This window comes from Mesorhizobium sp. B3-2-1 (assembly GCF_006439515.1).
Classification (GTDB): domain Bacteria; phylum Pseudomonadota; class Alphaproteobacteria; order Rhizobiales; family Rhizobiaceae; genus Mesorhizobium.
Window position 1 is genome coordinate 68,131 of record NZ_VFTI01000009.1, and the last position, 12,108, is coordinate 80,238.

The 12,108-nt window shown below is 64.9% G+C and carries 12 protein-coding genes; 11 read left to right on the forward strand and 1 reads right to left on the reverse strand.

The features are described from left to right. Positions 1-30 precede the first annotated feature (30 nt). On the forward strand, positions 31-1,329 hold the full coding sequence (locus FJW08_RS11700) for an MFS transporter (RefSeq protein WP_140810673.1): 1,299 nt from the start codon (positions 31-33) through the stop codon (positions 1,327-1,329). Here the strand turns inward: FJW08_RS11700 and FJW08_RS11705 are convergent, their stop codons facing one another. Further along, on the reverse strand, positions 1,330-2,175 hold the full coding sequence (locus tag FJW08_RS11705) for a mechanosensitive ion channel domain-containing protein (RefSeq protein WP_140810675.1): 846 nt from the start codon (positions 2,173-2,175) through the stop codon (positions 1,330-1,332). It lies immediately after the preceding gene. Positions 2,176-2,416: 241 nt separating this feature from the next. Here FJW08_RS11705 and rsfS point away from each other — a divergent pair, with 241 nt between their 5' ends. The 10 genes from rsfS to FJW08_RS11755 all read left to right on the forward strand — a co-directional run bounded on the left by rsfS (position 2,417) and on the right by FJW08_RS11755 (position 12,106). Further along, positions 2,417-2,794 (forward strand): ribosome silencing factor, encoded by a 378-nt coding sequence (rsfS, locus tag FJW08_RS11710; RefSeq protein WP_140754872.1) that lies wholly within the window; start codon positions 2,417-2,419, stop codon positions 2,792-2,794. An 83-nt stretch (positions 2,795-2,877) separates the two neighbouring features. After that, the gene (rlmH, locus tag FJW08_RS11715; protein WP_140810676.1) at positions 2,878-3,360 is read left to right on the forward strand and encodes a 23S rRNA (pseudouridine(1915)-N(3))-methyltransferase RlmH; all 483 of its coding nucleotides are present in this window, start codon (positions 2,878-2,880) and stop codon (positions 3,358-3,360) included. A gap of 159 nt (positions 3,361-3,519) precedes the next feature. Further along, a complete protein-coding gene (locus FJW08_RS11720) occupies positions 3,520-4,869 on the forward strand; it encodes a murein hydrolase activator EnvC (protein ID WP_140810677.1) in 1,350 nt (449 codons plus the stop codon). Between the two features lies 1 nt (position 4,870). After that, a complete protein-coding gene (locus tag FJW08_RS11725) occupies positions 4,871-6,202 on the forward strand; it encodes a S41 family peptidase (RefSeq protein WP_181182903.1) in 1,332 nt (443 codons plus the stop codon). A gap of 188 nt (positions 6,203-6,390) precedes the next feature. Beyond that, positions 6,391-7,572 (forward strand): divergent polysaccharide deacetylase family protein, encoded by a 1,182-nt coding sequence (locus tag FJW08_RS11730; RefSeq protein WP_140810771.1) that lies wholly within the window; start codon positions 6,391-6,393, stop codon positions 7,570-7,572. A gap of 154 nt (positions 7,573-7,726) precedes the next feature. Further along, a complete protein-coding gene (locus FJW08_RS11735) occupies positions 7,727-8,242 on the forward strand; it encodes an RNA pyrophosphohydrolase (protein ID WP_140810678.1) in 516 nt (171 codons plus the stop codon). A gap of 91 nt (positions 8,243-8,333) precedes the next feature. Further along, the gene (gene alr / locus FJW08_RS11740; protein ID WP_140810679.1) at positions 8,334-9,473 is read left to right on the forward strand and encodes an alanine racemase; all 1,140 of its coding nucleotides are present in this window, start codon (positions 8,334-8,336) and stop codon (positions 9,471-9,473) included. Between the two features lie 275 nt (positions 9,474-9,748). Beyond that, on the forward strand, positions 9,749-10,177 hold the full coding sequence (rnk, locus tag FJW08_RS11745) for a nucleoside diphosphate kinase regulator (protein WP_140810680.1): 429 nt from the start codon (positions 9,749-9,751) through the stop codon (positions 10,175-10,177). A 14-nt stretch (positions 10,178-10,191) separates the two neighbouring features. Further along, positions 10,192-10,737 (forward strand): GreA/GreB family elongation factor, encoded by a 546-nt coding sequence (locus FJW08_RS11750; RefSeq protein WP_140810682.1) that lies wholly within the window; start codon positions 10,192-10,194, stop codon positions 10,735-10,737. Positions 10,738-10,849: 112 nt separating this feature from the next. Further along, the gene (locus FJW08_RS11755) at positions 10,850-12,106 is read left to right on the forward strand and encodes a D-amino acid dehydrogenase (protein WP_140810772.1); all 1,257 of its coding nucleotides are present in this window, start codon (positions 10,850-10,852) and stop codon (positions 12,104-12,106) included. Positions 12,107-12,108: the final 2 nt, after the last annotated feature.

Below are 12,108 nucleotides of genomic sequence, written 5' to 3' on the forward strand. Positions count from 1 at the left end.
TTCCCAGCCAATCAGCGATGCTGGCCGGCCATGGCAATTCAAACCAAGACCCAATCCGCAGTCGATCCGCAACAAGGCAGTGCACCCACGCCGCTGATCGCGATTGCCAGCGTCATCGTGTCGATGGCGCTGATTGCGATCGGCAACGGGTTGATGTTCGCCTATATCCCCGTTCGGCTCGGCGCCGAGGGTTTCGATCCGACCTGGGCAGGGCTGATCGTCACCGGCCTGTCGGCCGGCGGCCTTGCCGGCTGCATATTGACCGGGCCGCTGGTGCGCAGGGTCGGTCACGCACGTGCCTTCATGGTGCTGTCGGCGCTGATCGCGCTGTCCAATGCGGCCATCGGCGCCGGGCCGCACCCGCTGCTGTGGATCGTCGCACGCGCGCTTTACGGCTTTGCCATATGCGGCCTGTTCATCGTCGCGCAGAGCTGGCTCAACGACGCGCTGCCGAACGCCATACGCGGCCGGGTGATGGCCGTGTTCTACGTCGCCTACATTGCCGGCCTTGGCGTCGGCTATGCGACGCTTGCCGTCATCGACATCCACACGGCCGCCGCGTCGCTGATCGGCATTGCCTTTACCGCTCTGTCGATCCTGCCTGTCGGCATGACGCGCCTTGCCCAGCCGCCGGCGCCGCGGGCGGCTTCGGTGGCGTTGCGCCAGGCGTGGCGGATTTCGCCGGTCGGCGTCGCCGGTATGCTGGCGGTCGGCGGCCTGTCGATGATCATTTCCGGCTTCGCGCCCATCCACGCCACAGCAAAGGGCTACAGCCAGGCCGATGTCGCGCTGCTGTTGTCGGCAATGCCGGTCGGCACGCTGATCCTGCAGATACCGCTCGGCTGGCTTTCCGACCGCACCGACCGGCGCTACGTGCTTGCCGGCGCCGCGGCGCTCGCGGTCGTCGCCAGCGTGCTGGCCGTCGCCTTCGACGGCGGTGCGCTGATGGCCCTGGTGGTGATCTACCTGATCTGGGACTGGGCGGCGGAATCGATCTACGCGCTCTCCAGCGCGCATGCCGCCGACCGCGCCAGGAAGGATGAACTGCTTGCCCTGTCGAGTTCGATGCTGTTTGCCTGGTCGCTCGCCGGCTTCATCGTGCCAGGCATCGTCACCGTACTTTCCGCCGTCTTCGGCACGGCAACCTTCATCTATGTCGGCATCGTCATCGCCTCGGCATTCTGCCTGTTCGTATTGTGGCGGGTGATCGCGGCGCGGCCCGTTCCGGCGGCCGCCACCGGCAGTTTCGCGCCGATGTCGGCGCAAGCACCGTTGCCGGTGGAACTCGCCTTCGCGCCGGACGAAGAGGGCCGCCACAGGAGCGACTGATTACTGCTTGTGGGCTTCGGGCGCTTCCGGAGGTGGCAGTGGGATGGAAATGCGCTCGCTGTCGAAGGCCTGCTTGGCGCGTTTCGTCATGTCGATCTGGGTGGCGAAATAGTCCGCAGCCGCGGTCCAGTAGCGCAAGGTGAGCGAAACGGTCGTATCGCCGAGCCCGGCCACGAAGGCGATCGGTCCCGGTTCGCGGCGGATGCGCTTCTCGGCGCCGGCAATGGCAAGCAATGTCTTCTGCGCGCCGTCTATGTCGTTCCAGGAGCCGATGCCGAGCGTGATGTCGGTGCGGCGCACGCCGTTGCGGGTGAAATTGCGTACCGGCTGGTTCCACAGCGTCGAATTGGGCGCCAGTATGTAGACGCCGTCGGCGGTCCTGAGCTTGGTGGCGAAGAGGCCGATTTCCTCGACCGAACCGGCAATGGCGCCGACCTCGACGGATTCGCCGATGCGGAACGGCCGCAGCGCGAGCAGCATGATGCCGGCCGCGATGTTCTGCAGCGTGCCTTGCAAAGCGAGGCCGATGGCCAGGCCGATGGCGCCGATCGCAGCGATGATCGATGCGGTCTGCACGCCGAACTGGCCGAGCACCATGATGACGACGAGGATCAGGATGGCGTAGCGGACGATCTTGGAAAAGAAATGCCGCAGGGTCGCGTCGAATCCGTGGATATGGCCGAGGCCAGCCGAGATCGAGCGCTCGGCAAGGTTGGCAACGATGTAGCCGACCACCAGGAGGATGACGGCGCCGATGGCGGAGAAGGAATAGGAGACGATCAGCGTACTCATCTGCGCAAGGCCGGCCTGGACGGTGAGAAGGGTGTTTTGCGGGTCGATCGGCATGACGTGATTCCGGTTGGTCGGTCAGCCGATAACCGCTGCGGAACGCCTGGGTTCCGATGTTTTGCGTCTCGCGCGGAACAATATGCCGGTCGGCGAGTTCGCATGAGTTGGGGCTCCGTCTTGAAACTGCAACGGAACTCTGCCTATCTAAGGGGTGTCACCTGCTTTCAGGGGTGATTTGGTTGTTCTTGCTGCGAAAGGAAATACACTGAGAACAGCACTGCGGAAGAAGGCCGATATCATGCCTTCGCCGGCCAGGATCAGCGTAGACGACGCCGTGTCCCGTGCCATCAAGACAGTCCTTGCCAGTCTGGAAGACTCCAAGGCCGAGAATATTGTCTCAATCGACATTCAGGGGAAATCGAGCCTCGGCGACTACATGGTCGTCGCGTCGGGTCGATCGCACCGTCATGTCGCGGCTGTCGCCGATCATCTCCTCAAGGCGCTCAAGGATGCCGGCCTCGGCTCCGCGCGCGTCGAGGGGCTCTCCGGCGCCGACTGGGTCCTGATCGATTCTGGCGATATCATCGTCCATGTCTTCCGCCCCGAAGTCCGCGAATTCTACAATCTCGAAAAGATGTGGCAGGCGCCGGATCTCGAGGAAGAGACCCTCCACTGAGCCGATTTTGTTTCGATGCATGTCGTTGTCCCAAAATCGGTTTCCCCTTGGGTGACATGCATTAGCGGCTCATAGAGGCGAGGATGAAGATTTCAGTTCATGCCGTGGGCCGAATGAAAGCCGGCCCCGAGCGGGAGTTGGCCGACCGCTATTTCGAGCGCTTCGCCAAGAGCGGACCCGCCGTGGGGCTCGAATTCGCCGGCATCATCGAGATCGCCGAGGGCCGCGCGCAGAGCGCCAGCGAGCGCCAGCGCGGCGAAGGTTCGCGCCTGCAGGCGCAGCTGCAGCCAGGCACGGCATTGATCCTGCTCGATGAAAGAGGCAAGAGCCTGTCCTCGCAGGATTTCGCCGACCGAATCGGACAGTTGCGCGATGGCGGACGCAAGGCGCTGGTGCTGGCCATTGGTGGCGCCGACGGCCACGATCCGCCACTGCGTGACCAGGCCGAGCTGGTGATGTCGTTCGGGGCGCTCACCTGGCCGCATCAGCTGGTGCGCGTGATGCTGGGCGAACAACTCTACAGGGTGGCGACGATCCTGTCGGGCCATCCCTATCACAGATCCTGAAAGCCGCCGGGTCGCACCGAATTTAGCCCCAATGCCGCGTAAAATTCACCGTGGGAGGCTGCTTTTCGTTCGCAGGGCGTTATTGCGAACCGTTTGGGGTGGCGGGCGCCAACATGGTTGATGATTCGTTAACGAAGCCGCGGATAGAATCGATCGCGAATGGCTGAAGGCTGGAAATCGACGACGGGCTCATCGACCGGGGGCTCCTGGCGCGCGCGCTGCGGTATCGCGGCGGCGGCGGTGCTTCTGTCGCTCCATGCGGTGCGGGCCGAAAACAATCTCGACATGGCCCCCGATCCGGACCAGAGCCGCGCCGAATACGAGCAGGTTTCCAAGGAAATAACGCTGTCGTCGGAACGGCTGGCAAAGCTCGCCGCCGATATCGCCGCGGTCAAGAAGGACCACGCCTCGATCACCGCTGCCCTCATCCAGTCGGCGATGACCGAACAGAAGCTTGGCCAGGACATCGAGGACATCGGCGCCAAGCTGGAAGGGCTGAAGGGGCAGCAACAGAAGATCCGCGCTTCACTGGCGGCGCGGCGCGACGTGCTGGCCGAAGTGCTGGGTGCCCTGCAGCGCATGGGGCTCAATCCGCCGCCGGCGATCCTGGTCAAGCCAGAGGACGCGCTCTCGTCGGTGCGCAGCGCCATCCTGCTCGGCGCCGTGGTGCCGGAATTGCGCCAGCAGACCGACGGCCTGCTGGCCGACCTCAAGGAGCAGACTCGGGTGACGGCCTCGATCGAGGCCGAACGGGCGCGGCTGACGGCTGCGGTCGGCGACCAGACGGCGGAGAAGAAGCGGCTCGGCATGCTGCTGGAGGCCAAGCAGAAGCTCGAGGCCGACACGAAGGCGCAGATGGCTGCCGAACAGCAGCGTTCCGAGCAGTTGGCGGCCAGGGCCAGCAGCCTGAAGGATCTGATCGCCTCGCTCGAAGCGCAGGCGGACAAGAACCGCAAGGCCGCCGATGCCGCGAAGGCAGCCGCCGCGGGCCAGGCCGGCGGCACCGAGCCCGGTGGCGACCAGACGGCATCGCTGCCGGTTCCCGAAGGCAACAGGTTGACCGCGGCGGCGCCTTTCTCGGCGCTGCAGGGGCAGATAGCCCTACCGGTCACCGGCCGCATCAAACGCCGGTTCGGCGCCGACGACGGTAACGGCGCCTTGATGCTTGGGGACATGGTTGCGACACAATCGGGAGCCATCGTTACCGCGCCGGCGGATGGGAATGTGCTTTATGCGGGGCCATTTCGCTCGTATGGTCAACTCTTGATCCTCAATGCCGGCGACGGTTATCATGTCGTCTTGGCTGGGATGAGCAGAATCAGCGTCGCGACCGGCCAGTCAGTGCTCGCAGGAGAGCCGGTCGGTGCGATGGGAGAAGCCCGGGTGGCAAGCACCTCGGTTTCGAAGAATGGAAATGCCACGCCGGAACTCTATGTCGAGTTCCGCAAGGATGGAAAACCCGTCGATCCGGCCCCATGGTGGGCGGACCGTTTTTCTGGAAGGACGTGAAATGATGCGGAAACTGTCGCTTCTGTTTGCCGGTGCGCTGATGGGCGCGTCCGCCATGAGCCTTGTCTATGGCGCACCCGGGTCGGCGGCGAATGCTGCAGGGTCGGAGACCTACAAGCAACTGGCGATCTTCGGTGACATCTTCGAGCGGGTGCGGGCGCAGTATGTGACCCCGCCCGACGACAAGTCGCTGGTCGAGAACGCCATCAACGGCATGCTTTCCTCGCTCGACCCGCATTCCTCCTACATGAACGCCGAACAGGCGCAGGACATGCGCGTGCAGACCAAGGGCGAGTTCGGCGGCCTCGGCATCGAGGTCACCATGGAGAACGACCTGGTCAAGGTGATCACGCCGATCGACGACACGCCGGCCGCCAAGGCGGGCGTGCTGGCCGGCGACTATATCGCCAAGATCGACGGCGAGGAGGTTCGCGGCCTGACGCTCAACGACGCGGTCGACAAGATGCGCGGCCTGGTCAATACGCCGATCAAGCTGACCATCCTGCGCCAGGGCGCCGACAAGCCGATCGAGCTGACCGTCGTGCGCGACATCATCAAGGTCAAGGCGGTCAAGTTCCGGGTCGAGAACGACATCGGCTACATGAAGATCACCTCCTTCACCGAAAAGACCTATGACGACCTCGAGAACGCCATCGACACCATCAAGAAGCAGGTGCCGGACGACAAGCTCAAGGGCTATGTGCTCGACCTGCGCCTCAACCCGGGCGGCCTGCTCGACCAGGCGGTGAGCGTGTCCGACGCCTTCCTCAAGCGCGGCGAGATCGTCTCGACGCGCGGCCGCGATCCGAAGGACGTCACTCGCTTCGACGCCAAGCCCAAGCAGACCGACGACATCAACGGCAAGCCGATGATCGTGCTTGTCAATGGCGGTTCGGCCAGCGCTTCGGAAATCGTCGCCGGCGCGCTGCAGGATCTGCGCCGTGTCACGGTGGTCGGCACGCAGTCCTTCGGCAAGGGCTCGGTGCAGACCATCATTCCGCTCGGCGAGAATGGCGCGCTCAGGCTGACGACGGCGCTCTACTACACGCCGTCGGGCAAGTCGATCCAGGGCAAGGGCATCACGCCCGACATCAAGGTCGACCAGCCGTTGCCGCCGGAACTGCAGGGCAGGGATTTGACGCGCGGCGAGTCCGACCTCAAGGGCCATATCAAGGGCGCCGACGAGAGCAAGACCGGCTCCGGCTCCGCAGCCTATGTGCCGCCGGATCCGAAGGACGATCTGCAGCTCATCTACGCCGAGCAGCTGCTGCGCGGCAAGAAGACCGATCCGGCCTTCCCGCCCAATCCGGAAAAGGCCGTGCTCAACCAGTAAGGCCGGCAACCGGTCTGGCCGGTTGAACGAAGCAATGCGATGCTGCCGGGGCCGAAAGGTTCCGGCAGTTTGATTCGGGGGGCAGGACCGGGCCTCCAGATACGGCGCCAAAGGGCGCCAGGATTGATGAATTCGTGCATGTATTCCCGAAGGAGGTCGTCTTCGGAACCGTGCACCGGGGACAGGGCTTGGCTGATATCGGCAAGGACATCGAACGCCCGCTTGGACAGACTGTCCGGGCGCCGCGTGCCGCCGGCAAGATCAGCGTAGGCGTGATCGCGGCGAGCGCGGTGGTGCTGGCCGTGGTCGGCGTCTCGGCCGCGATCGCGCTCAGGGAAAAGCCGTTTCGAAAACCGCAGGAAGTCGCCGTTTCGACGCCGAAAGTGACAGCGGCTGCCGAGCCCGCCGCGTCGCCTCCCGCATTGGCCCCGGCGGCGACGGCCAGGGTGGACACGCCGGCGAAGACGGGCAGTCCGCAGATCATCCATGTACAGACGGAAGAAGGCGATGGCCCGCCCAAGGCGGCAATCGTCATTCGCGATCCGTCGACCGTCGGCCAGAACCTCAAGATCGCGCATATTCCCGATAGGGCGCTGATCGAAACCAGTGAAACCGGGCCATTGCCTATGCGCTCCGCCGATGGGCGGCGGCCGTTCGACGTCTATGCGCGGCCATGGTCCGGCGCGCGTGGCGCTCGTGTGGCGATCGTCATCGGCGGGCTCGCGGTTTCACAGACCGGCACCCAGGCGGCGATTGCCAAGCTGCCGGCGGAAGTGACGCTGGCCTTCGCGCCGCAGGGCAACAGCATCGGCCGCTGGATGCAGGCCGCGAGGCAGAGCGGCCATGAGATCGTGATGCAGGTGCCGCTCGAACCGTTCGACTATCCCAACGTCAACCCCGGCCGCAACACGCTGACGGTGGCGGCGACCCCCGACGAGAATCTGAAAAACTTGCATTGGGTACTGTCGCGGACGACGAACTATACCGGTGTCATGAACTACATGGGCGCGCGTTTTTCCGCCGATGCGGCGGCGATGCAGCCGTTCATGGCCGAGCTCGGCAAAAGGGGCCTCGCCTATATCGACGACGGCTCGTCGGCGCGCAGCCTGGCTCCAGACATGGCGCTGAAGGACGGCGTGCCCTTCGTCGCCGGCGACACCGCGATCGACGCGGTGCAGGATCGCGGCGCCATCCTGAAGAAGCTCGACAGTCTCGAAGCGACCGCGCGTGCCAAGGGCACCGCCGTCGGCATCGGTTCGGCTTTCGACCTGACGGTCGACACGGTGTCGTCATGGGTGGCCGAGGCCAAGAAACGAGGCATCGAGATCGTGCCGATTTCAGCGGTGGCTGTCGATCCGCAAAAAGGCTGACTGCCGTCTCGATAATTCCACTCCGGTGGGCACCTGGCGGCGCTTTCTGCGCTTCCGGTGCTCGCGTACTTTAAGTACGCTCCGCTCCGGTTCTCGAAATCACTCGCCACCTGCCTCACCAGAGCGAATTCTCAAAACGGCTGGAACTTTACTTATGGCAAAAAAAGTCGACCGCGAAACGCTGCCCTATCGCCCCTGTGTCGGGCTGATGATCCTCAATGGCGACGGGCTGGTCTGGGTCGGGCATCGCATCGCCGAACCCGACAGCGAGTTCGCCGGCACGACGCAGCTCTGGCAGATGCCGCAAGGCGGCATCGACACGGGCGAGGAGCCGCTGCAGGCGGCAGAGCGGGAGCTCTATGAGGAGACCGGCATGCGCAGCGTCTCGCTGCTGGCCGAGGCGCCGGACTGGATCAACTATGACCTGCCGGATCATCTCGTCGGCATTGCGTTCAAGGGCAGGTATCGCGGCCAGACGCAGAAATGGTTCGCGTTCCGCTTCCATGGCGATACCAGCGAGATCCAGATCAATCCGCCGCCGGGCGGCCACACCGCCGAATTCGACAAATGGTCGTGGCGGTCGATGCAGGATCTTCCCGACCTTATCGTGCCGTTCAAGCGCAGCGTCTATGAAGACGTGGTGGCGGCGTTCCGGCACTTGGTGCCATAGCTGGACGAGTTGCGACTGGGTTTGAAGGACCTTGGTTGCCGCGCCGGCGCGTCGGTTCTATTGATGCTAATCCGCTACAAGGAGGGTCGCCATGAACGACGCCCCCACAACATTGCTGCCCGATGATGTCGCTGCCGTAAGCGAGGCGGCGGCCGGGGCAATTCTCACCATCGATCTCGGTGCGATCCGCGAAAACTATCGGCGGCTGAAGGCAAGGCTGGGCGGCGCATGCTGCGCCGGCGTGGTCAAGGCCGACGGCTACGGTCTCGGCGCGAGCCAAGTGGCATCGGCGCTGATGAAAGAAGGCTGCGGCATCTTCTTCGTCGCGCTGCTGGCCGAAGGCATCGCGCTCCGCAAGGCGATCGGGGCCGGACCTGAGATCTACGTGCTGAACGGACTGCCGCCGGGCTCCGAGCCGGAAGCGGTCGCGTCCGATCTCTGCGCGGTCGTCAACAGTGGCGCGCAGTTGAAAGCCTGGCGTGCCGCGGCACATCGCGTTGGCCGAAAACTTCCGGCCGCCATCCAGGTCGACAGCGGCATGTCGCGGCTTGGCATGGCACCAGCCGAAGTCGAGGCACTGGGCCGGGATGGCAGCGCGTTCGACGGCATCGGCGTCAGATATGTGATGAGCCACCTGGCCTGCGCCGACGAGCCGCGCCATCCCGCCAATGAACAGCAGCGGCTGGCCTTCGAACGGTTGCGCGCCATGCTGCCAGGGGCGCCCGCCTCGCTCGCCAATTCCTCCGGCATCTTTCTCGGGCCGTCCTATCATCATGATCTCGTCCGCCCCGGCGCCGCGCTCTACGGCATCAATCCGACGCCTGCCGAACCCAACCCGATGCTGCCGGTGGTGCGGCTGCAGGCCAAGGTGGCGCAGACGCGCAACGCCGAAAAAGGCACAGGCATCGGCTATGGCCATACCTATCATGCGGAAGGGCCGCTCAGCCTGGCGACGATCTCGTTCGGCTATGCGGATGGCTGGCTGCGCCGGTCCGCGTCGGCCGCCTGGTTCGAGGGGGCGCGCCTGCCTTTCCTCGGACGCGTGTCGATGGATTCGATCATTCTCGACATTTCCGCCTTGCCGTCCGGCAAGCTTCGCGAAGGGGATCTCGTCGAACTGCTCGGCCCTTCGCAAAGCGTCGACGACGCCGCCGGCCATGCCGGCACCATCGGTTACGAAATCCTGGCCAGTCTCGGCAGGCGCTTCCACCGGCGCTATGTCGGCGGTTGAGCGGTTTGGCCGCGCTTGACAAGCGGACGTCTGTCGGCAAGGTTCGGCGCATGAGCAACCTCGCTTATATCAGAACCTTGTTCAGGGTCTGCCCGATCGCGGGATCGTAGCCCCGGCGCGGCCGCCTTCCGGCGTTCGTCCGTACCGGGGCATTCATACATCCACCCATCGCCATCAAGCCGCACCGCTCTCCGCGGCCGCCGGCTTTCATCAGGCCGCCATCAGCGCGGCGGTAAGCGCGCATCCGTCCGATGCGCCGATCCATGAGGTTTGCCATGCAACATGCAACGGGACTGCGTCCATCCGCCCAGGTTCTGATCAGCGACACCGACCATGAAAGGTTGACCGGCCTGGCCAGGACCGTGCTCGACCGCGCGCCCGAGACGGCCGAGACGGCCGAAGAGCTGCTGGCGGAACTGGATCGGGCGGTGGTCACCGAAGCGGCGGCAATTCCGGCCGGCGTGGTGCGAATGGGCTCGACAGTCACGGTTCGCGGTGAAGTCGGTGACATCAAGCGCATCACGCTGGTCTATCCGGGCGACGCCGACATTGCCGAAAACCGGATCTCGGTGCTGACGCCGATGGGAACGGCGCTTGTCGGCGCCAGCATCGGGCAAGTGGTGTGCTGGAGCGGTCGTGGCGGCCACAAACTGTCGGTGACCGTGGAGGCCGTCGATACGCCCGCCGGCGGCGGCGAGCACTGATCGTGGAGGCGGTGATGAAAAGCGGGAGCTGCCGGCTGACCACGAAGGATTTCGCCGTCCTGGAGGTGATGCTCGAGCGCCGACGGGCCTTCGCGGATCCGATGGTCCGGATGATCGAAGAGAAGCTTTCCAATGCCCGCGTGGTGCCCATCGAGTCGGTCGAACCCGATATCGTGACGCTGAACAGCCGGGTGGTGTTTTGCGTCGATGCCGGTGCGACCGAGACGCGCACCCTGGTGCAGAACGAAGTGCGCGGACCGGTCGGCTCCAGCCTGTCGCTGGCAACCAGACGCGGGCTGTGCATGCTTGGCATGGCGCAAGGCCAGACGGCCTCGCTCGAGCATCCCGACGGCAGGCGCGAATCGATCCGGATCAAGGCGGTGCTCTATCAGCCGGAAGCCGCGCGGCGGGCAGCCCGGGAAAGAGCCGCCGCCGGAGGACCGCGGCCGCACGGCCTGACCCTCGTCTACAGCGCCGACACCTCCATCCGGCCTCTTGGCGGGACGGCAGGAATGCGGCAGACAGGGAGAGACGACGATCCGGGTCCGTCGGCGGCGTGAAAAGCCACGGCGCATGGTCGCGAAGACGAATCGATTTTCGCCGGTGATCGTGCGCAAATCGCAGATGCTGCCGTGTCCATCGGCGTGAAGGACATGGCGTAAGGAGTGAATGATGAAGATCATGGTGCTGGGCAGCGGCGTCATCGGGGTGACCACGGCCTACTATCTCGCCGAGGCCGGCCATGAGGTGACGGTGATCGACCGCCAGAAAGGCCCGGCGCTGGAGACCAGCTTTGCCAATGCCGGTGAGATTTCGCCCGGCTATGCCTCGCCCTGGGCCGGCCCCGGCATTCCGCTCAAGGCGATCAAGTGGCTCTTGATGAAGCATGGCCCGCTGGTGGTCCGGCCGGCCTTCGACCCGCATATGTGGACATGGCTGGTCAAGATGCTGCGCAACTGCACCGCCGAGCGCTACGCCATCAACAAATCGCGCATGGTGCCGCTGGCGGAATACAGCCGCGACACGCTGAAGGCGCTGCGCGAAGCGACGGGCATTGCCTATGACGAGCGGACCCAGGGCACGCTGCAGCTGTTTCGCACGCAAAAGCAGCTCGACGGCACGTCAGGCGATGTCGAGGTGCTGAAGAAATATGGCGTGCCCTATGAAGTCCTCGATCCGGACGGCTGTGTCGCGGCCGAGCCGGCGCTGGCCGGGGTGCGCGAGAAGTTCGTCGGCGGTCTCAGGCTGCCGCATGACGAGACCGGCGACTGCAAGATGTTCACCGACAAGCTGACCGAGCTCTGCGTGGCGCGCGGTGTCAAGTTCGAATACGACGTGACGATCTGGCGCGTCATCCGCAGTCGCAATCGGGTCGCCAACCTGAGCACCAGCAAGGGTTGGAAGGGGGCCGATGCCTACGTCATGGCGTTGGGCAGCTATTCGGCGGGCTTCATGCGCCGGATGAAGCGGCCGATCCCGGTCTATCCGGTCAAGGGCTATTCGATAACAGTGCCGATCAAGGACGCCGCCTTGGCCCCGGTGTCGACGGTGATGGACGAAACCTACAAGGTCGCGATCACCCGGCTCGGCGACCGCATCCGCGTCGGCGGCACGGCCGAGATTTCCGGTTTCGATCTCAGGCTGCACGAATCGCGGCGCCGCACCCTCGAACACTCGGTCGGCGATCTCTTTCCCGGCTCCGGCGCCATGCGCGAGGCGACGTTCTGGTGCGGGCTGCGGCCGATGACTCCGGACGGACCGCCGCTGATCGGCCGCACCGAACTTTCCAACCTCTTTCTCAACACAGGCCATGGAACGCTCGGCTGGACCATGGCCTGCGGCTCGGCCAAGGTGCTGGCCGACATCATCTCGAACCGGGTGCCCGACATCGACGTGCGCGCCCTGGCGCAGGAGCGCTATCTGAAATAGCG

What these genes read in the sequence shown, in the direction of transcription:
- FJW08_RS11720 (WP_140810677.1), top strand. Translation starts at nt 3,520, where the DNA reads ATGGCTGAAGGCTGGAAATCGACGACGGGCTCATCGACCGGGGGCTCC.
- rnk (WP_140810680.1), top strand. Translation starts at nt 9,749, where the DNA reads ATGCAACATGCAACGGGACTGCGTCCATCCGCCCAGGTTCTGATCAGC.
- FJW08_RS11755 (WP_140810772.1), top strand. Translation starts at nt 10,850, where the DNA reads ATGAAGATCATGGTGCTGGGCAGCGGCGTCATCGGGGTGACCACGGCC.
- rsfS (WP_140754872.1), top strand. Translation starts at nt 2,417, where the DNA reads ATGCCTTCGCCGGCCAGGATCAGCGTAGACGACGCCGTGTCCCGTGCC.
- FJW08_RS11750 (WP_140810682.1), top strand. Translation starts at nt 10,192, where the DNA reads ATGAAAAGCGGGAGCTGCCGGCTGACCACGAAGGATTTCGCCGTCCTG.
- FJW08_RS11705 (WP_140810675.1), bottom strand. Translation starts at nt 2,175, where the DNA reads ATGCCGATCGACCCGCAAAACACCCTTCTCACCGTCCAGGCCGGCCTT.
- rlmH (WP_140810676.1), top strand. Translation starts at nt 2,878, where the DNA reads ATGAAGATTTCAGTTCATGCCGTGGGCCGAATGAAAGCCGGCCCCGAG.
- FJW08_RS11735 (WP_140810678.1), top strand. Translation starts at nt 7,727, where the DNA reads ATGGCAAAAAAAGTCGACCGCGAAACGCTGCCCTATCGCCCCTGTGTC.
- FJW08_RS11700 (WP_140810673.1), top strand. Translation starts at nt 31, where the DNA reads ATGGCAATTCAAACCAAGACCCAATCCGCAGTCGATCCGCAACAAGGC.
- FJW08_RS11725 (WP_181182903.1), top strand. Translation starts at nt 4,871, where the DNA reads ATGATGCGGAAACTGTCGCTTCTGTTTGCCGGTGCGCTGATGGGCGCG.
- alr (WP_140810679.1), top strand. Translation starts at nt 8,334, where the DNA reads ATGAACGACGCCCCCACAACATTGCTGCCCGATGATGTCGCTGCCGTA.